This is a genomic window from Paracoccus limosus (genome assembly GCF_009711185.1).
In the GTDB taxonomy this organism is placed as follows: Bacteria; Pseudomonadota; Alphaproteobacteria; order Rhodobacterales; family Rhodobacteraceae; genus Paracoccus; species Paracoccus limosus.
The window spans coordinates 79984-98323 of the sequence record NZ_WMIF01000007.1 but is presented as its reverse complement, the minus strand read 5'-3'; the positions used below and the strand labels follow the sequence as shown (position 1 = coordinate 98323).

Sequence of the window (18340 nt, the reverse complement as noted above, 5' to 3'; positions counted from 1 at the left end):
CTCAAGCGCCTTCTTCCTCGGCGATCCAGTCCAGAAACGCCTGCCGCGCCCGCTGCCGGGCGGCGTCCATGGCCACCCGGTCCGAGCGGGTCAGGTAATAGGAAAACCCCTCCAGCACCGCGATATCGGACAGCGCCACCAGCCGCCCCTCGGCCAGATCGGGCTCGACCATGGCCCGCGCGCAAAGCGCCACCCCCTGCCCTGCCAGCGCGGCGGCCCGCAGCAGATTGAAATCCTCAAAGATCGCGCCCGGCAGATGCGCGGGCACCGGCTGCCCGGCCCGGCCCAGCCATGTCTGCCAGCCAGTCATGTCATTGTCGTGCAGCAGGCCCACCTGCAACAGCCACGGCAGCGTCAGCTCGGCCGGCAGCGCGCCGACCAGCCGAGGGCTGGCCACCGGCACACAGACCCCGGGCAGAAAGCGCCGCGCCTGAATCCCCGCGCCCGCCGGGCAGGTCTCGCCAAAGGTAAAGGCCAGATCGGTGGCCGCGAAATCGATGTCCTGACCGTGATAGGCATAGACGACGCGCAGCTGGATCTCGGGGTGCCGGGCGCGAAACCGCGGCAGGCGCGGGATCAGCCAGCAGATCGCGACCGAGGGGATGGCCGCCACCACCAGCCCCCCTTCGGCGGCCGGCCGCGCCCGCCGGCAGGCGGTCTCGATCGCGTCCAGCGCCATGGTCAGCTCGCGCGCCAGCGCCACCCCGCGCGGCAACAGCACCGGCACCCGGCCGCTGCGATCAAACAGCGGCGCCCCCAGCCATTGCTCCAGATGCCGGACCTGATGGCTGATCGCGGGCTGGGTCACGAACAGCGCCTCGGCCGCGGCGCGGAAACTGCCGGTGCGGGCCACGGCCTCGAATGCGCGCAGCGCGGTCAGCGGCGGCTGTGCCATGGGCCAGATCCATGAATAAAATTCATCTTCCGATCAGAAAACCTCTTTTGACGCGGGGGCTTCACCCGCAGCAACCTGCCAGAAATCTAACTCAAGGGACGAGAGATGACCAAGCGCGAAAGACTACAGGACTTTGCCGGCAATGGCGAAAAGGCCCAGGGCACCTTCTCGGATGCCGAGATGCGGCGCCGGCAGGATGCGATCCGCCGGCACATGGCCGATGTGGGCATCGACGCGGCGCTTTTCACCTCGTATCACAACATCACCTATTACGCCGATTTCCTCTATTGCCAGTTCGGACGCCGCTACGGGCTGGTTCTGGACCACCAGCGCGCGACCTCGATCAGCGCCGGCATCGACGGCGGCCGGCCGTGGCGGCGGACCTTTGGCGGCAATCTGGTCTATACCGACTGGCACAGGGACAATTATTTTCACGCCCTCCGCCAGCTTGCCGGCACGGCCCGCCGCATCGGCATCGAATTCGACCATGTCACGATCGAGTTCATGGCGCTCTTGCGGGCGGAGTTTCCCGGTATCGAATTCGTGGACATCGCCGGTCCCGCCATGCGGCTGCGCATGATCAAATCGGCCGAGGAAATCGCCCATATCACCGAAATGACCCGCATCGCCGATCTGGGCGGCGCCGCCTGCGTCGAGGCCACCGCCGCCGGCGTCCCCGAGCACGAGATCGCCCTGCACGCCACCGCCACCCTGCAACGCGAAATCGCCCGCAGCTGGCCCAATGCCGAGCTGCAGGACAGCTGGACATGGTTCCAATCGGGCATCAACACCGATGGCGCGCATAACCCGCCGACCTCGCGCCGGATCCAGCCCGGAGACATCCTGTCGCTGAACTGCTTTCCCATGGTCGCGGGCTATTACGTCGCGCTGGAACGCACGCTTTTCGCCGAACATGCCAGCGACGAACATCTGCGGCTGTGGCAAGTGAATTGCAAGGTGCACGACCGCGGCAAAGAGCTGCTGCAGCCGGGCGCGAAATGCTCGGACATCGCCGCCGAACTCAATGAGATCTATGCCGCCGAGAACCTCTTGCACTATCGCAGCTTTGGCTATGGCCACAGTTTCGGCGTGCTCTGCCACTATTACGGCCGCGAGGCCGGGCTGGAGCTGCGCGAGGATTGCGACACCGTGCTGGCGCCCGGCATGGTGGTCAGCATGGAGCCGATGATCACCATCCCCGCCCATCTGCCCGGCGCCGGCGGCTACCGCGAGCACGACATTCTGGTGATCGAAGCCGGCGGCAGCCGCAACATCACCGGCTTTCCCTACGGCCCCGAGCACCTGATCCTGCCACCCCGCCTCTAAAAGCCGCCCGTAGCCCCCACAGCAGCCTCTGGGCGCCCAGACGCGCCCGAGGGACCACCACCCTGCCCTGCCCTGCCCTGAGGGGCCGCGGCACTCCGCCCACGCCTGCACTGCAAGCCCGTTTGCGCAGGCATGACTGGCTCGATACGGGAACATTATAAGAACACCCTACAGGCGAGGTATTCTCAGCCGTTGCACAGCCATTTTCTTAGAAAAATCGCTATTTGACGTAGCTGCCGCGCGCCTGCTCAGCGATAAAACCCCTGCCGCGCCCAGCGATCCGACCGCACGACACAGCCGCCTTTGCTGCGGCACCCTCATCGCCCCCTGCCGAATGGAACCCGGCCAGCCGCCGGTCTTGACCACGGCCGCCGAACCCCAAGCTTACCCACGCCAAGGCCCAACCAACCCGCGCACCACCAAGGCGGGTCCGACCGCCCTGCCCCGGCGCGGGTTTCGCTGCGAAACCGTTTACTTTTCCAGCAAGGACTGGATTTCCAGCATCAGGCTCTCCATCAGCTCGTCGTCCAGCGCATCGCCTTCCAGCCGCAGGATATGGCCGCGGCCGTCGCGGGCCCGGCGGATCTCGATGCCGCTGGTGGTGCGGATGGTCGTGGCGTCGATCCAGCCGTGACGCGGCGGCGCCGTGCGCGGCCGTCCACCCCGACCCGGCGTGCGCGGACCGCTTTCGATCTCTTGCACCATCGGCTCGACCAAAGCCCATTCCTCGTCTGGGTTGCCCGGCGTGCGCACCGACATGGCCTGACGCAGCCGCGCCTCGCCGCCGTTGCGCAAGGCCGCAGACAGGCGCAGCCCGCGCCGCTCGGTCAGTGCCTCGGGGAAACGCAGCATGTCGCCGAGTTCCTCGAAGATCAGCGCAAAGGACCGCACCTTGGACCTCTTGGCCTTCGATCCGGTGGCAAAGAGCTTGTTCACCGCGTCCTCGGTATTGGCAAAGGCGCCCTGATTGGCCGCGATGACGGCGATGCGGCCGCGCTCGAAATGGCTGAGTTCCTCGCGGACCTCGTTCTCTTCGACCATGGCGACAAAGGCGGCGTCGGCCTCGGTCCGGCGGCGAACCAGCGCGCGGATGCGGCTGTATTTCTCGGACTGGGTCAGCTCGTAAAGCGCGCGAACGGCATGCAGCCGGCGATAGCCCGACAGCAACCCATAGCGCGGTTCCTGCCCGGCCGGCGCCTCCATGTCAAAGACCTCGATCGGCAGGCGCAGCCCATGTGCGGCGATCGACAGCCTCAGCTCCAGCAGGTCCTCGTCGCTCATGCCCATGCGGTCGCGGATCATCACCGCCTCGTCGATCTGACCGATGGGCAGCTCGACCATCAGCAGGCCCTGATCCTGCGCCGCCTGCAACCGCGCCGCATCAGCCTCGGTCCGGGCGCGCGAGGCCCGGCTTTCGGTGCTTTCCGCGCTGGAGAGCGCCGCGCTGTCGGCCGCGACCTGAGCGATGGGTGCGATGCCGCGCCCGACCATCGGACGGTCATGGGTTTCGCTGCGAAACTGTTCTTCGATCCGGTGCAGATCGGCGCTGCTCGGGGTTTCCAGCCTTCTGCGCTTAGCCATTTTCCTGCTCCTTCGCCATCATCGCGGATTCGGTCTGCTGCATCTGCAGATCCCGCCACCAGGTGCCAAGGATCAGTTCCTTGACCTCGGCCCAGGTGCGGTCGAAGGTCTCGCGGCCGCGGACATAGGTGTCGCGGTTGAATTCGCGGTAATCGGCCTCGTAGATGCCGTTCACCTGTTCGCCGGCCTGTCCGACCATGGCGGTCAGCTCTTGGCGGTAGGTGGTCATGAAATCGCCGAAATAGGCCTGAATGACATTGGCCAGATCGGTCTGCTGGCCGGCGTCAAACCGGGTAATGATCGCCCGGACCGCGTCCCATTCAAAGCGCATCTCGGGCAGGCCATCGCGGCGGCGGGCGGCGTTTTCGCCTTCTTCGATGCTGGCGAAGGTCGAATAGAGCATGTCGAAGAAACGCCCGGTCGAGTCGAATTCAAGGAACGACGCGCCCAGAGGCACCAGCAGGATATCGGCGGCGGCAAGGGCGTTGATGGTCAGATAGCCAAGCGCCGGCGGCGTATCGAGGATGATGATATCATAGCTGTCCACCAGCCGGTCATTGACCAGCGCATTGCCAAGCGCATCCCAAAGCGGCCAGCCACGCAGGCCCAGCCGCCAGACCGGCACCTGGAATTCGGCCCAATAGAGGTTCAGCTGCGCGCCCAGCAGGTCAATATTGGGCCAATGCGTGGTCTGGATCAGATCCTGCGCGGTGATGGTCAGCGCCTCGGTCAGGGTCTCGTCGAAGGGCAGGGGGCTTTGGCCCGCAGCCTCGCGCACGCGGTTTTCGTCCTGCAGGGCCAGGGCATAATCCTTGGCCAGCAGCGGGAAGGCGGTGGACCATTCATCGGCAACCTTGCCGCCAAGAATCGAGGTCATGCTGCCCTGACTGTCGAGATCGATCACCAACACCTTGTAGCCGTCGAGCGCCGCCGACATTGCCAGATGCGCGGCGGTCGAGGTCTTGCCAACGCCGCCCTTGAAATTGGCCACGGCGATGGTTTTGGCGGGCAGGCCCTCGGGGCGCCAGGGCCGGTATTCGCGCCCGGCCGCGCCCTCGGCCGCGAAATGATCGCGCAGGCGCAACACGTCTTCGAGGCTGAACCATTTGGAATTGCCCTCGCCCTGACCCTGCGGCAGATCGGGGTTCTTGAGCAGCACCCGGCGGAAATGCGCGGGTGCGACCGGGATCAGATAGCGGCACACCTCCCATGTGGAAAAGCGGCGCAGGCGCTTGCGCCCGTCCGGGGCATAGCCGCGCTCGGCGAGGTCCTGCCGGCCCCGGGCCGCGAAGGCCGCCGCTTTTGCGAATCGGGCGGTGTCGATAGGACCGGAAAGCCGCTCGGCGGCTTTCGCGGGATGGATATTGAAATACGGGGGTAGGGGGTCCTTGCCTGAGGACATGTCACAACCTTTGCGATGTGCTGCTTCGATGGGTGTTTTTCCGAAACTATTACACATCATCAGGGGCAAGTGAATCCATCTTGCCGGTTTCGCAGCGAAATCCCCCCGAATCTGCAAGGAAGCAACGGCATATAGTTTGTGATTCCTTTCAGGACTTTAGAATCTTTAGGTCGGGAAGATAAAAGAAAATCAGGATGCTATGGGGTGAAAGGCACCCGGATACAGGGTCAAGGGCACCCGGATACGGGATCAATGGGACCCGATTCCGGGACGAGGGGGACCGATTCGCGGGAACAGGGGTTTCCGGCTGCGGGATGGGCCTGTTTTGGCGCATTTCGGCCGGATCGGGCCCGAAACCCGGCATCCCGGTTCCTGTAAACGGGTGCTTTTCTGACCGGCGCGGCGCAAAGGCACCCGTCTGCGGGATCGCCGCGCGCCGGGAAAGGGGACCCGGAATGCTGTTGTGGGAAGGTGCCTTGTCCGGCATAATCGGGCCAACGATAAAAAATGAGGCAGGGCGATGGACGACATTCCTCGCGATCAGCTGTCGGGCGCGCTGCGCCGGGGGGCGGTCAAGAAACATGTGGCGGCGATCCATGTCTCGGGCAAGCTGACGCTGTTGCAGCGCAAGCTGTCGAACGTGCTGTTGCTGAACGCCTATGACACGCTGATCAGCCGCAGCCGGCATCAGATCGACGCGCGCACCTTGTGCCTGATGATCGGCTATAACAGCAATGACATGGACACGCTGAAACAGTCGCTGCGCGGTCTGGCCGAGACGGTGGCGGAATGGGACATGCTGGATGAGAAAGGCCAGCAGGAATGGGGGGTCAGCAGCCTGCTGAGCTATGCCAAGCTGAAGGGCGGGATCTGTGAATATGGCTATTCGCCGGCGCTGGCCGAAAAGCTGAACGACCCCAAGGTATTCGCGCTGATCAACCTGAACATCCAGCGCCGGTTCACCAGCGGCCATGCGCTGGCGCTTTACGAGAACTGCTACCGCTTTGTGCGCACCGGCTCGACCGGGTGGTGGCCGCTGGACCTGTTCCGGCGGCTGATGGGGGTGGATGGCTCGGCCTATTACGAGACCTTCAAGCATCTGAACGCCAAGATCATCAAGCCGGCGGTGGATGAGGTGAACCGCACCAGCAATATTCTGGTCGCCGCCGAGACGCGCAAGCAGGGCAGGGCGGTCACCGATATCCGCTTTCGCATCCGCGACAACCCGCAGCTGGCGATTCTGGATCTGGACGATGGCGAGGGGATGCGCCATGGCGATGTCTATGCGCGGCTGCGCGATCTGGGCGTCAGCGACCGGCTGGCGCGGCAATGGCTGTCGGCGCATGGCGAAGAGCAGGTGCTGGAAAAGCTGGACTATGTCGAGACGCGCAAGAACGTCAAAAGCAAGCTTGGCTATCTGACCGCCGCGCTGGAGGGCAATTTCGGCCCGCCGGCCGGCGAGCGGGCCATCGAGGCGCCGGCGACGCCCCGCGCCGAGCGGCTGCGCCGGATTCTGGCGGCGGTCAAGGCGCGCACCCCCACCCAGCGCGATGCCGACAAGCGGCTGTTTGCCGCGCAATTGCCCGATGCCCGGCTGCGCGACGATTTCGAGAAACACGGCTGGATGTCGCCGCTGAACGCCAGCCGCATCGCGGTTTTCTGGCAGGAGATGTCGCCGGGCCTGCTGGACGGGATCGACGAGGGCTGAGGCGGCGGCCCGCGTGGCGCAGACATGGTCGCGGGGCGGCCATGCGCCGATATCAAGGGAAACAGCGGCTTAGACCCGGATGGCGGGGTCCGCGCGGCTGCCTTTGCGGGGATATGAAAGTCGTTTGCGGATCCCCGCAATCCCATGCAATCGCGCTATACAAGCGTCCCGGCGCGGTTCTAGAACTGCCGCAGGGAGACAGTTTCACGAACGGGACGGGCAGAAATGCAGCGGCTGCGCCATCGCTTGGCGCCGCCCGTTGCGGCAATCGCCATGCCGGGGACCGGGCGCGATGTAACGGGAGGGAATCCGATGTTCAAGTTTGTCGCCACGTCACGCGTGGCCCTGGCCGGTGTCGCCAGCGCGCTGGCATTGCTGGCGGGAACGGCCGTCATGGCCGAGCCGAAGGTGGTGTCGGGTCCGGCCGATGAGGCGGAATGCTTTGCGCCGTGGAAAAACGACACCAAGTTCCTGAGCTTTGACGCCAAGAAGGGCCCCTATCGCATCGCTTTGGCCAATGGCTATATCGCCAATACCTGGCGCATTCAGATGGTGCAGACCGCCAAGGCCTATGCCGCCCAGCCCGAGGTCGCCGCCAAGCTCAAGGAATTCAAGGTCGTCTCGACCGGCGAGGACGTGCCGGCGCAGATCTCGGCCATCAACAATTTCATCGACTCGGGCTATGACGCCATCGTTGTCGACGCGCAGAACCCGACCGCCTTTGCCCCGGTGATCCGTCGCGCCAAACAGGCCGGCGTGGTGCTGGTCGCTTTTGACAATACGCTGGACACCGAGGACGCGATCAACGTCAACGTCGACCAAAAGGGACTGGGCGCGATCTGGGGCGAATGGCTGGCCAGCCATCTGCCGCAGGGCGGCAAGGTTCTGGAGGTGCGCGGCGTCGCCGGCACCTCGGTCGATACCGACCGCCATGATGGCGTGCAGGAGGCGCTGGCCGCCTCGGGCAAGGAATTCAAGGTGACCGAGGTCATGGGCAAATGGGACGATGCCGTGGCCCAGAAGGTCACCGCAGATGCCATCGCCACCAACGGTCCCTTTGATGCCATCACCGCGCAGGGCGGCGATACCGGCATCGTGCAGGCGCTGATCGACGCGGGCCATCCCTTCGTGCCTTTCGGCGGCGAGACCGAGAACGGCTTTCGCAAGTTCTGCGCACAATATGCCGATCAGGGGCTGAAATGCACCTCGGCCGGCAGCGGCCCGGCGCAGGTCGCGGTGGCGATGAAGGTCGCCATCGCCGCGCTGGAGGGCAAGACCGTGCCGCAGGCGGTGAAGCTGCCGCTGGCCGTGGCCTCGGAGTTCAAGGCCGGTCAGGACTATTTCCCTGACGCCTCGGACAACTTCTTCGTCGGCAACTCGTTCCCGACCTGCGGCATCAATTTCACCGCGCAGGAAATCATGAGCCAGAGCCAGACCAACCAGTAACCGGGGCCGGCGGGCGGGGCTGCGTCCCTGCCCGCCGCCATGGGCGGCAATCACAGATCTATCGAGGGGCAGGATGGAAAGTCATGCACCGCTGTTCCGCATGGAAGGCGTGTCCAAGAGTTATGGCGGCACCCGCGCGCTGGAGCGTGCGGATCTGACTTTGCGCGCCGGTTCGATCCATGCGTTGCTGGGCGAGAACGGCGCCGGGAAATCCACTCTGATCAAGGTGATGACCGGGGTCGTCGCGCCTGACGAGGGGGTGATGACGCTGGCGGGGCGCGCGGTCAGCTTTGCCTCTCCGGCGGCGGCCAATGAGGCGGAGGTGGTCTGCGTCTTTCAGGAGCTGTCGCTGATCCCCGAGCTGAGCGTGGCCGACAATATCGTGGTGTCGAACCCGCCGACGCGCTTTGGCATGATCGACCGCAAGGCGCAGCGCCTGCTGGCCGAGGAGGCGCTGGCGCGGGCCGGGGCATCCGACATCCATCCGCGCGCGCTGGTGCGCGACCTGCCGCTGTCGCGCCGGCAGATGGTCGAGATCGCCAAGGCGCTGGCGCGCAAGCCGCGCATCCTGATTCTTGACGAGGCGACCTCGGCGTTGACCGCGTCCGATGTGGACAAGGTGTTTCGCATGCTCAAGGGCCTGCGGGACGAAGGGCTGGGGCTGCTGTATATCTCGCACCGCATGAACGAGATCAAGGAACTGGCCGACGATTGCACGGTGTTCCGGGGCGGGCGCAAGATCGCGAGCTATCCTGCCGGCAGCAAATCCGATGCCGAGGTCGTGCAGATGATGATCGGCCGCGAGGTCAGCAGCGTCTATCCGGCCAAGCATCGCCCCGAAGTCGCGCCGGCGCCAACCCCTGCGGCCGCGCCGCGGCTGGAGCTGCGCGGCCTGTCCTGGGCCGACCGGCTGCATGACATCAGCTTTGACCTGCATGCCGGCGAGATCGTCGGTCTGGGCGGGCTGGACGGGCAGGGCCAGAACGAATTGCTGCTGTCGCTGTTCGGCGTCCTGCGCGGGGTCGAGGGCCAGATTCTGGTCGATGGCAAGCCCGTCGCCCTGTCGGGCCCGGCGCGCGCCCGCGAGACCTTTCCCGGCATCGCCCTGATCCCCGAGGACCGCAAGACCGAGGGGCTGATGCTGCCGATGTCGGTGCGTGATAACCTGTCCTTTGCCGCGCTGGATCTTTTGTCGCATGGCGGTGTCGTCGATGCCCCCGAGGAAAGCGCGGCGGTGCAGCGGATGATCGAGCTTTTGGCGATCAAGACCAGCTCGCCCGATGTGGCCGTGGGGGCGCTCTCGGGTGGCAACCAGCAAAAGGTGGTGATCGCGAAATGGCTGCTGCGCGGGCCGCGCATCATCTTGCTGAACGATCCCACGCGCGGCATCGACATCGGCACCAAGCAGGAGATCTATCGCCTGTTGCGCCGGCTGGCCGATGAGGGCGCGGCGATCCTGTTCTATTCGACCGATTATGCCGAGCTGATCGGCTGCTGCGACCGGGTCGAGGTGGTCTATGACGGCCGGATCCGGCGCGAACTGGTGGGCGAGGAGATCACCGAACACAACCTGATCGCGGCGGCGCTGAACATCGTGCCCGCCGCCGAGGGCGACGCCCGGGGAGGGCATTGACCATGAGGGAATGGAGATATCTGCTGGCCGAACAGCGCGGCACGCTGGTGGCCATGGCGATATTCGCGCTGATGTTCACCATCTATGTCGCGAACCACCCGGCCGGGCTGACCTCGAACGTGGTGCAGACCGCCGCGAACAAGGGCGTGCTGCTGGCCTTTGTCGCCATGGCGCAGACGCTGGTGGTCATCACCGCCGGCATCGACCTGTCGGTGGGCATGATCATGGTGCTGACCAATTGTCTGGCCTCGGCGCTGGTCGTGGGCACGCCGTTGCAGGCGGGGCTGGGCGTGATCGCGGTTCTGGCGGCGGGGACGCTGTGCGGGGCGCTGAACGGGACCATTGTCATCTATGGCCGGTTGCAACCCATCGTCACCACCATCGCCACCGGCGCGATCTATTTCGGTCTTGCGCTGCTGATCCGGCCGTTTCCGGGCGGGTCGGTGCATGAGGTGCTGGCCGATGCCATGACCGGCAAGATCGGCGGCGTCTTTCCGGCCAGCATCGCCGCGCTTGCGGCCGTGGTGGCGCTGGTCTGGGTGCCCTTCAGCCGGTCGCTGGCGGGGCGGGCGGCCTTTGCCTCGGGTTCGGCCGAACAGGCGGCCTATATGTCGGGCCTGCCGATCCGCCGGGGCCGGTTCTTGGCCTATGCGCTGGCCGGGCTTTGCGCCGGCGCGGGCGGGCTGTTCCTGACGTTTTTCACCTATACCGGCGAGGCGGCGCAGGTCAGCGGCAGCGCCTATACGCTGTTTTCCATCGCCGCCGTGGTGCTGGGGGGGGTGTCCCTGTATGGCGGCCGGGGCAGCGCCATTGGCGCGGTCTTTGGCGCGCTGGCCTTTCGCACCATCGGCGACATGCTGTTCGTCTTTGATTTCGACGCGCTGTGGCAGCCGCTGTTTCAGGGGCTGATCCTGATGGTCGCCGTCAGCCTTGGCGCCTTTGGCCTGCTGCGCGTGCGCAACCGCCTCGACTGGTTCCGGTAAGAAAGAGGAAGCCATGGCAAATCCCGCAATCCCGATGCCGGCCTTTCTGCGCCGGGCCGATCCGGCCGTGCTGATCGCGTTCGCCTGCATTCTGGTGCTGCTGCTGATCGGCAGCATCTACAGCCCCGGGTTCCTGACCGCGAAATATCTGTTGCAACAGCTGAAGGTGGCCTCATTTCTGGGCATCATCGCCACCGGCACGATGATCATCATCCTGCTGGGCCATATCGACCTGTCGGTGCCATGGGCGATGACCATGGGGGCGATGATGGGCTGTGCTGCGGCGGCGCTTGGCCCGGTGGGCAGCGCGCTGGCCGTGCCGTTCGGCATCCTGTGCGGCATGGCGATCGGGCTGGTGAACGGGCTGGGGGTCGCCTATCTGCGCATCCCCTCGATGATCGTGACGCTGGCCAGCAATGCCGTCACCCAAGGGCTGATGGTGGTCTATACCGGCGGCTATGCGCCGCAGGACGCCGCCACCCCGGCGATGCGGTTTCTGGCCACGGGCGAGACCATCCCCGGCCTGCCGAACGCGGCGCTGATCTGGGCGGTGATCGGGACGCTGGCCATTCTGGGGCTGCGCCGCTCGGTCTTTGGGCGCGCGGTGTTCGGCATCGGCAACAGCGAGCGGGCGGCCTATATGTCGGGGGTCGGCACGCGGCGGATCGTCATGCTGGCCTTTGTCGTCTCAGGCGGGCTGTCGGCATTCGCGGGGACGCTGCTGGCCGGCTATGCCTCGAAGGCGTCGCAATCGATGGGCGACACCTATCTGCTGCCAGCGATTGCGGCGGTGGTGCTGGGCGGCACCTCGATCCTTGGCGGGCGCGGCAGCTATGTCGGCACCATCGCCGGGGTCATTCTGGTGACGCTGCTGCAATCCATCCTGTCGGTGATGCAATTGCCCGAGGCCGGGCGCCAGATCATCCACGGGCTGGTGATCATCGTCATGCTGCTGCTTTACGGCCGCACCCCCGCCGCGCGCTGAGGGGGCAGGGCGCAACCCGGTGTTCCCGGGTTGCGCTGTCGGATCATGCGCCCGCTACGGGCTTGGTGAACAGGATCCATTCGTTGGCATCGACCTGCCAGTCGTCCTTGACCACCGGGCGGCGGGCGATTTCGCCATAGCCCTTGGCCGCATAGAGGCGCAGGGCGTCGCGATGCGTGTCGGCGGCGATCAGGCTGATGCTGGCATGACCTGCGGCGCGGGCGACGGTTTCGGCATGGGCCAGCAGCGCGCTGCCAAGACCCTTGCCGCGGAAATCGTCATAGGTCGCCAGCACGTTCAGATACCACGCGCCCGGCGCCAGCGCTTCAAGTTCCAAAAGCGGCACGAAGATCGGCGGCGTGTCGGGGTCGATCGGGCCGGGCTCGTCGGCGGGATAGCCCAGCAGGCAGGCGCCGACCGCGCCGTCGATCTCGGCCAGCCATGCGTTCTGATACGAGAAATTGCCGGTCTCGCGCGCGGCGCGTTCGGCCCCCAGCGCCCAGGGGTCGCCCTCGGGGCCGGCGGTCTTGCGCCAGAAATGCAGCGGCAGATCGTCCGCCGCCATATTGATGAAGCGCACCAGATGCGGGGCATCCGATGCCCTTGCCTTGCGGATCTGCATATCCGTTCCCTGTCCCTGCCTGCGCCCTGCGCGCGTTCCGTCTTTGACGCTTTGGCGCGCGCTCGCCAAGCCCCCTTGCGGCGCGCCCCGCCGATGGTCTGGCTTGCGCCCCGCGCGAGGCCCGCCTACCAAGGAGAGCGACCCAATGCCCCTTGCGAGGACAGACATGAGCGACACGGTTTTCCGTTTTCCCGAACCCGGCCCCGAGCCGATCACCACCGACCTTGACGGCTGGGTCAAGGTCGAGGGCGACCCGACCATGCGCTATTGGATCCAGCACAGCTCGGCCGATGGCAGCATGATCTCGGGGACATGGGAGGCGACGACCGGCACCTGGCACGCGACCTATCAGTTCTACGAATTCGTGCATCTGATCGAGGGGCGCATCACCATCACCCCCGAGGGCGGCGCCCCGGTCACGCTGACCCCCGGCGATGCCTTCGTGGTCGAGCCGACCTTCAAGGGCACCTGGACCATCGAAGAGCCGGTGCGCAAGCATTTCGCGATCAAGCTGAAGTAAGCCCTGCCGCCGCCCCCCTGCCGGGGGCGGCCTTTTCGGAGCATGCCCCGGATGGCCACCGCCGATCTGATCCTGACCAATGCGCGCGTCCTGACCATGGACCCGGAAAACCCGCGCGCCGAGGCGGTGGCGCTGGCGGGCGCGCGCATCCTTGCGGTCGGCGCTGCGGCCGAGGTTGCGGCGCTGGCCGGGCCCGCGACGCGGATCATCGACGCCGGCGGGCGGACGCTGCTGCCCGGCTTTTTCGAGGGGCACGTGCATGTGGGTCTGGGCGGAGCCGATCTGACGCATCTGCATATCGGCCATCTGCACGGGGCCGAGGCGGTGGGCGCGGCCTTTCGCGCCTTTGCCGGGGCCAATCCCGACATGCCGCTGTTGATGGCGCAAGAGGCGCATTACGGCATTCTTGACCGGCCCGCGACGCGGCACGATCTGGATGCGATGATCGCGGACCGCCCGATTGCGATGATGTCGCCCGATCTGCACACGGTCTGGGCCAATACCGCCGCGCTGCGCGCCGCCGGCCTGCTGCATGGCGCAGTCATGCCGCATGGCCATGAGGTGGTGATGGGAACGGACGGTCTGGCCACCGGCGAGCTGCGCGAATTCGAGGCCTTTGGCCCGCTGATCGCCTTTGCCGGCGAGGGGCGGATCAATCTGGGCATCGCCACCGGCGAAGAGCCCGCGCCCGCGCCTTCGGCCGCCGAGCGCGCCGCCGACAAGGCGCTGTTGCGCAAGGGCATGCAGCATTGCGCCGAACATGGCGTGACCAGCCTCGTGAATATGGACGGCAACCGCTATACGCTGGAGCTGCTGGCCGAGATGCAGGCCGAGGGCGATCTGCCGCTGCGGGTCAAGGTGCCGTTCCATTTCAAACCGCATATGGATCTGACGGCGCTGGAGCGCGCCTCGGCCATGGCGGCGGATTTTCAGGGGGACTGGCTCAGCTCGGGGCTGGTCAAGATGTTCATGGACGGGGTCATCGACAGCCGCACCGCCTGTCTGCTGCGCGACTACCCCGACCAGCCCGGCCACCGGGGCGAGGCCCTGTTTGCGCCGGCGCGTTTCGCCGAGATCGCCGCCGAAATCGACCGGCGCGGCTTGCAGATCGCGGTCCATGCCATCGGCGATGGCGCGGTGCGGGTGGTGATCGACGGCTATCAGGCGGCGCGCGCCGCCAATGGCCCGCGCGACAGCCGCCACCGCATCGAACATATCGAGCTGATTGACCCCACGGATGTGCCCCGGCTGGGGCCGCTTGGCATCACCGCCAGCCTGCAGCCGCCGCATGTGCCGGGGGCGATGGATTTCCCGCAAGAGCCGACGCTGTCACGGATCGGCGCCGCGCGCTGGGGTGACGCCTATCTGTGCCGCAGTCTGGCCGAGGCCGGCGCGCCGGTGGCCTTTTCCAGCGACTGGCCGGTGGCCGATGTCTCGGTCCTGCGCGGGATCGCGGCGGCGCTGACGCGTCCGCCCTATGCCGGCGGGCGCGATGAGCGGCTGTCATTGGGCGAAGTGCTGCGCGCCTATACGGCGCAGGGTGCATGGGCGGCGCATCGCGAGGATGTCACCGGCACGCTGCGCGAAGGCCTTGCCGCCGATCTGGTGGTGCTGGGTGGCGATATCGAGGCGACAGAACCGGCGGCAATCCCCGATCTGGGCGTGGTGCTGACGATTTGCGGCGGACGCATCATCCATGATCCGGGGGTTCTGGCCTGATCTGACCGGGCCGGCGGTGTCAGGCGGCCATCCCGGCAAAGACCGCCAGCACCGCCTGATGCACCGCTTGCACGGCGGGATCGCGCAGCATGTCGGGGCGCCAGCCCAGTTCGATCACATAGCCGGGCAGCGCCAGCGGGCAGTCATGCAGCTGCAGCCCGGCCAGTTCCGCCACCGCCCGCGCGGCATGGCTGGGCAGGGTGGCCACCGTGTCATCATCGACCAGCAGGAAGGGCAGGGCGGCAAAATGCGTCGTCGCCACCCGAACATTGCGGCGCAGCCCCAGCGCCAGCAGGGCGTCGTCCACGATGCCCAGATAGCCGTCCGATGAAATCAGCAGATGGTCGCGGCGCAGATAGTCGTCCAGCGTCAGCGGGCCGGCCTTGGCGCCGCGCAGGGTGGTGACGCAGGAATAGCCGCCCGCCATCACCCGCTGCCGCGCAATCGTCCGCGCGCCGAACCCGCCCGCCGCCAGTGCCAGCCCGACGGCGCGGCTGGCCAGCATCTCGGTCGCCTGGGCGCTGTTGGTCTGGCGCAACAGCAGCCGCAGCCCCGGCGCCGTCACCCGCAGCCGGTCGGCCAGCGCCCGGCCGATCGCGATTTCAAGATCGTCCGACAGCCCCAGTGATACCGTGCGGCCATTGAGCGAGGGCGCGCCGTCGCCCGCCCGGCGCAGGGTCTGGCGGCAAAGCAGCAGGACCTCGCGCACGGTGGTGTTCAGCTCTTGCGCGCGAGCGGTGGGGGCCATGCCGCGGCCCCGGCGCTCGAACAGCGGATCGCCATAGACCTGCCGCAGCCGCGCCAATGCGGCGCTGACCGCCGATTGCGTCAGGCCAAGGCGCAGGGCGGCGCGGCTGGCGCTGCCTTCCTCGTGCAGGGCCTCAAAGACCTTGAGCAGGTTCAGATCGACCGCAGTAATATCAATTTCATTCATGTCATTCAGTTCCGGCCCCGGCTTGATCGATAATGCGCGCGGGCGGAGAATGCCTCAACCCATAAGGAGGCTGTTTCGGACATGACGAAATCGATCATCTCGGCCCTTCAAATCGGCTCGGCGCCCGAGGGCAAGGCGGCGACGCTGGCCGCGATCCTGCGCCACGAACGCGACATCAGGAATGCCGGCGCCAGTCTGGTCGTGCTGCCCGAGGCGCTGCTGGGCGGCTATCCCAAGGGCGAGAGCTTTGGCACCCGGCTGGGCTTTCGCCTGCCGCAGGGGCGCGAGGCCTTTGCCGCCTATTACGACAATGCCATTGATCTGAACGGGACCGAGGTCGAAGAGCTGGCGGCGCTGTCGGCCCGCACCGGCGCCAGTCTGGTCGTCGGCGTGATCGAACGCGGCGGCAGCACGCTATATTGCAGCGCGCTGTTTTTTGACCCCAAGGCGGGGCTGGTGGCCAAGCACCGCAAGCTGATGCCGACCGGGACCGAACGGCTGATCTGGGGGCAGGGCGACGGTTCGACCCTGCCGGTGGTGGACAGCCGTGCCGGCCGGCTTGGCACCGCGATCTGCTGGGAAAACCACATGCCGCTGCTGCGCACGGCCATGTATGCCAAGGGCGTCGAAATCTGGTGCGCGCCGACCGTGGACGAACGCGACCAGTGGCAGGCCTCGATGCGCCATATCGCGCATGAGGGCCGCTGTTTTCTGGTCAGCGCCTGCCAGTATCAGCCCTCGCCGGCCGAGCTGGGGGTGACGGTCGCGGATTGGGACGCGGCGCGCCCGCTGATCAATGGCGGCAGCGTCATCATCGGCCCCTTGGGCGAGGTGCTGGCCGGGCCGCTGACCGGGACCGAGGGGCTGGTTCTGGCCGAGATCGACCGCGCCGAGCTGATCCGCGCCCGCTATGATTTCGACGTGGTCGGCCATTACGCCCGGCCCGACGTGTTCCGGCTGGAGGTGGATGAACGCCCCAAACCGCCGGTCCATTTCATCAGCTGAGCCGGATTCTGCCCGGACATGTCTGCGAACGATCCGTTGATGCCTAGGCAGACAATCCGGGCCGTCCGGGCGGGATCGTCACGGGTGTGGCAAGATTTTCCAAGCCTTGCCGGGTATTTGACCAAGCGTCGGAGTCCTGCAATGTGCCCTTGCCATTACCCTGTCAATTTGCATACAATCTGCGGGATTCTGACCGATCGGATCCCGCATGCCCACCTGGACCCCCCTGCTGGCCACCGATGGCCGCCCGCGCTATCTGCAGATCGCCGATGCCATCGAGGCCGATCTGCGCAGCGGCGGGTTGAAGCCCGGCGACCGGCTGCCGCCGCAGCGCAAGCTGGCCGAGCGGCTGGGCGTCGATTTCACCACCGTCAGCCGCGCCTATGCCGAGGCCCATACCCGCAACCTGATCGAAAGCCATGTCGGGCGCGGCACCTTTGTGCGCAGCGGGCTGCGCACCACTGTCCCGGCCGATGCACGGCGCGATGACGATGCCGACCTGTCGATGAACATGCCGCCCGATGTGACCGACCCCGATCTGTTGGGCCGGATGCGCGAGGGGCTGGAGGTGGTCTCGGGCAGCATGGTGTCGCTGCTGCGTTATCAGGCGACGACCGGGGCCGAGCAGGACAAGGCCGCGGCGGCGCTGTGGCTGGGCCGGCGCGGCATCACCGCAGTGGCCGAGCGGCTGGCGATCGCGCCCGGCGCCCATGCCGCCATGGTCGCGATCCTGTCGATCATCGCGCGGCCGGGCGACCGGCTGCTGTGCGAGCGCGTGACCTATCCCGGCCTGCGCGCCATCGCGGCGCAGCTGGGTCTGGTGCTGGTCGGTATCGAGATGGACGAGGCTGGCATCATCCCCGAGCGGCTGGAGGCGGCGATCCGCGCCCATGGCCCGGCGGCGCTATATCTGAACCCGACATTGCAGAACCCGACCACGCTGACCATGCCCGAGGCGCGGCGGCGCGAGGTGGCGGATATCCTGATCGCCCATAACCTGCCGCTGATCGAGGATGACGCCTATGGGTTCGTGCCGCAGCTGCCGCCGGTTCCGCTGGCGGCGCTGGCCCCGGCGCAGGTCTGGCATATCGGCGGGCTGTCGAAATGCATCGGCGCCGGGCTGCGGCTGGCCTTTGCCGTGGCGCCCGATCCGCGCGCGGGCTTTGCGCTGGCGCGGGCGCTGCGCACGATCTCGGGCATGCCCTCGCCGCTGTGCATGGCGCTGGCGACGCGCTGGATCCAGAACGGCACCGCCGACCGCATCCTTGATTTCGTGCGTCAGGAAAGCGCCGCCCGCCAGCAGATCGCGGCTTCGGTGCTGGGCGGGTTCGATTTCGTGGTCGATCCGCATGCCTACAATATCTGGCTGAAACTGCCCGAGGGCGCCAGCCGCGCCGAGCTGATGGGCCGCATGGCCGGCCGTCCGATCGGGATGATGCCCGCCGATGCCTTCACCGTCTGCGGCGAGCCGGGCGAGCGGATCCGCATCTGTCTGGGCGGCGCGATCAGCCGCGACGAGCTGCGCGCCGGGCTGATGTTTCTGGGCAATACGCTGTCGGGGGGCGGCTGGATGGGCTAGCC

At 66.8% G+C, this 18340-nt stretch carries 15 protein-coding genes; 10 read left to right on the top strand and 5 right to left on the bottom strand.

Going from position 1 to position 18340, the window contains the following annotated elements; genetic code table 11:
• Position 1 precedes the first annotated feature (1 nt).
• Complete coding sequence (locus tag GL279_RS07105) at positions 2–895, bottom strand: LysR family transcriptional regulator (RefSeq protein ID WP_155063929.1); 894 nt, start codon at positions 893–895, stop codon at positions 2–4.
• A gap of 105 nt (positions 896–1000) precedes the next feature.
• Here GL279_RS07105 and GL279_RS07100 point away from each other — a divergent pair, with 105 nt between their 5' ends.
• Entirely contained in the window at positions 1001–2221 is a 1221-nt protein-coding gene (locus tag GL279_RS07100; RefSeq protein WP_155063928.1) for an aminopeptidase P family protein, read from the top strand.
• A 471-nt stretch (positions 2222–2692) separates the two neighbouring features.
• Here GL279_RS07100 and GL279_RS07095 read toward each other — a convergent pair whose 3' ends face one another.
• Positions 2693–3802 (bottom strand): ParB/RepB/Spo0J family partition protein, encoded by a 1110-nt coding sequence (locus GL279_RS07095; RefSeq protein WP_155063927.1) that lies wholly within the window; start codon positions 3800–3802, stop codon positions 2693–2695.
• Positions 3795–5204: an AAA family ATPase gene (locus GL279_RS07090; RefSeq protein WP_155063926.1), complete on the bottom strand. Its 1410-nt coding sequence runs from the start codon at positions 5202–5204 to the stop codon at positions 3795–3797. The genes GL279_RS07095 and GL279_RS07090 overlap by 8 nt, the downstream gene beginning before the upstream one ends.
• Before the next feature lie 520 nt (positions 5205–5724).
• Between GL279_RS07090 and GL279_RS07085 the strand changes: the two genes are divergently transcribed.
• The 5 genes from GL279_RS07085 to GL279_RS07065 all read left to right on the top strand — a co-directional run bounded on the left by GL279_RS07085 (position 5725) and on the right by GL279_RS07065 (position 11959).
• On the top strand, positions 5725–6912 hold the full coding sequence (locus GL279_RS07085) for a replication initiation protein (RefSeq protein WP_155063925.1): 1188 nt from the start codon (positions 5725–5727) through the stop codon (positions 6910–6912).
• A 312-nt stretch (positions 6913–7224) separates the two neighbouring features.
• On the top strand, positions 7225–8358 hold the full coding sequence (locus GL279_RS07080) for a sugar ABC transporter substrate-binding protein (protein WP_155063924.1): 1134 nt from the start codon (positions 7225–7227) through the stop codon (positions 8356–8358).
• A 73-nt stretch (positions 8359–8431) separates the two neighbouring features.
• On the top strand, positions 8432–9991 hold the full coding sequence (locus tag GL279_RS07075) for a sugar ABC transporter ATP-binding protein (protein WP_155063923.1): 1560 nt from the start codon (positions 8432–8434) through the stop codon (positions 9989–9991).
• 2 nt (positions 9992–9993) lie between these two features.
• Positions 9994–10974, top strand: a complete 981-nt coding sequence (locus GL279_RS07070; protein WP_155063922.1) for an ABC transporter permease — start codon at positions 9994–9996, stop codon at positions 10972–10974.
• A gap of 13 nt (positions 10975–10987) precedes the next feature.
• Positions 10988–11959, top strand: coding sequence for an ABC transporter permease (locus tag GL279_RS07065; protein WP_211371272.1), 972 nt, complete (start codon positions 10988–10990; stop codon positions 11957–11959).
• Between the two features lie 43 nt (positions 11960–12002).
• On the opposite strand, the gene GL279_RS07060 is transcribed toward GL279_RS07065, so the two are convergent.
• Positions 12003–12581, bottom strand: a complete 579-nt coding sequence (locus GL279_RS07060) for a GNAT family N-acetyltransferase (RefSeq protein WP_170293935.1) — start codon at positions 12579–12581, stop codon at positions 12003–12005.
• A 166-nt stretch (positions 12582–12747) separates the two neighbouring features.
• On the opposite strand from GL279_RS07060, the gene GL279_RS07055 reads away from it, so the two are divergent.
• Together GL279_RS07055 and GL279_RS07050 are read left to right on the top strand one after the other, a co-directional pair.
• Positions 12748–13101, top strand: a complete 354-nt coding sequence (locus GL279_RS07055; RefSeq protein WP_155063920.1) for a cupin domain-containing protein — start codon at positions 12748–12750, stop codon at positions 13099–13101.
• Positions 13102–13152: 51 nt separating this feature from the next.
• The gene (locus GL279_RS07050) at positions 13153–14820 is read left to right on the top strand and encodes an amidohydrolase (RefSeq protein WP_246175217.1); all 1668 of its coding nucleotides are present in this window, start codon (positions 13153–13155) and stop codon (positions 14818–14820) included.
• A 19-nt stretch (positions 14821–14839) separates the two neighbouring features.
• Here the strand turns inward: GL279_RS07050 and GL279_RS07045 are convergent, their stop codons facing one another.
• Entirely contained in the window at positions 14840–15754 is a 915-nt protein-coding gene (locus tag GL279_RS07045) for a LysR family transcriptional regulator (protein WP_155063918.1), read from the bottom strand.
• Positions 15755–15835: 81 nt separating this feature from the next.
• On the opposite strand from GL279_RS07045, the gene GL279_RS07040 reads away from it, so the two are divergent.
• Both GL279_RS07040 and GL279_RS07035 read left to right on the top strand, forming a co-directional pair.
• Positions 15836–16759, top strand: coding sequence for a carbon-nitrogen hydrolase family protein (locus GL279_RS07040; protein WP_155063917.1), 924 nt, complete (start codon positions 15836–15838; stop codon positions 16757–16759).
• A gap of 208 nt (positions 16760–16967) precedes the next feature.
• Positions 16968–18338, top strand: coding sequence for an aminotransferase-like domain-containing protein (locus GL279_RS07035; RefSeq protein ID WP_155063916.1), 1371 nt, complete (start codon positions 16968–16970; stop codon positions 18336–18338).
• The last annotated feature ends 2 nt before the right edge of the window (positions 18339–18340 follow it).